Here is a 1,514-nt window from a genome sequence, read left to right as displayed (position 1 = left end):
CAGCGGTTCCTGAAACAATTGCTGTCCAGGCAAAACCAAGGACTGCCTTGGTGCTTCACTCTTCCGGGACCCAGGTGGCAGTACCCACCAAGAGTGTTCTTGATGCAATAGCGAGTGGGGGAAACCCACGGCAGTCGCTCATGGGGGGAACCCCCAAGACCGCGCTGCCTCCCCAAGACCGCGCTGCATCGCTTGTGCAGTCTGTGCCTACCACTCTCTCGGTGAACAATTCTTCACCAACCCAGGTGGCAGTACCTACTAAACTAGTGGTTCCGGTAGATGCATCACCAACCCAGGTGGCAGTACCTACTAAACCTACTAAACTAGTGGTTCCGGTAGATTCAACAGCCGCAGAGTTACCTTCCCAAACCCCAAAGCCACCCCAACTATCACCGGATAGCATCGAAGGGAGTGCTCAAGTAAAACCTCCAAATGGTATAGAAAAACCGTCCCAACTTCCGGAACCCACTCAACTGGAGCCCCCCTCAACTCAACCTCCTTTATCAATCGATAGCATCGAAGGGAGTGCTCAAGTAAAACCTCCAAATGGTATAGATCAACTGTCCCAACTCCCGGAACCCACTCAACTGGAGCCCCCTTCAACTCAACCTCCTTCTGACTCCTCAGAAGTACGAGTACTGGTAGCAGAAGTCTTGATTACTGGCGCACCTCCCCAACTGGAAGAGGAAATTTATCGGGTGATTAAAACCCGACCAGGACGAGCAACCACGCGCTCTCAGCTTCAGGAAGATGTTAATGCTATCTTTGCCACAGGTTTCTTTTCCAGTGTGGATGTTCAGCCAGAAGATACTCCCTTGGGAGTTAGGATTAGCTTTGTTGTCAGAGCTAACCCAGTATTGCGTCAGGTGGCAGTCAAAACAGAACCCCCAGGGGAAGGGCAACGAATCGTAAACCAGGAAAAAATTAATGAAATCTTCAGTGAGCAATATGGCTCAATCCTGAATCTGCGAGACCTGCAAGAGGGAATCAAACAATTAAACGATTGGTATAAGGAAGAAGGTTATGACCTAGCTCAAGTCATTGATGCTGAGCAAGTCACACCGGATGGCACAGTCACCTTGGTCGTGGCAGAAGGGGTGATTGAAGCTGTTAAGGTGCGTTTTCTCGATGAAGATGGTAACCCGATTGTAGATGAAAATGGCAACCCACTTCCATCAATGACTGACCGGGAGGAACCGGTTGGGGGTAATACTCGCCCCTTTATTATTACCCGGGAGGTGGAGTTAAAATCCGGTACTGTATTTAACCGGAAGAAAGCCCAAAGGGACTTACAGCGAGTTTTTGGTTTAGGGATTTTCGATGATGTACGGTTTTCCTTTGAACCCGGTACTGACCCACGCCAGGTGGTGATAGTAGTAGACGTGATTGAGAAGAGTAGTGGCTCAATTGCGGCTGGTGCAGGTCTGAGTTCTGCCAGTGGTTTTTTTGGTACCGTGAGCTATCAACAGCAAAATCTAGGGGGTAATAATCAGACCTTAGGGGGAGAATTTCAA

Annotated in this window: 1 protein-coding gene; it reads left to right on the top strand. The window is 49.5% G+C overall.

Features of this window, described 5'->3' with window-relative positions; genetic code table 11:
* Positions 1 to 140: 140 nt before the first annotated feature.
* A partial coding sequence (locus F6K20_RS38075; RefSeq protein ID WP_287298359.1) for a POTRA domain-containing protein occupies positions 141 to 1,514 on the top strand: 1,374 nt, incomplete at its 3' end.

The sequence above is a fragment of the Moorena sp. SIO2C4 genome, from assembly GCF_010672485.1.
GTDB lineage: Bacteria > Cyanobacteriota > Cyanobacteriia > Cyanobacteriales > Coleofasciculaceae > Moorena > Moorena producens.
This window is presented reverse-complemented; position numbering and strand designations above follow the sequence as displayed.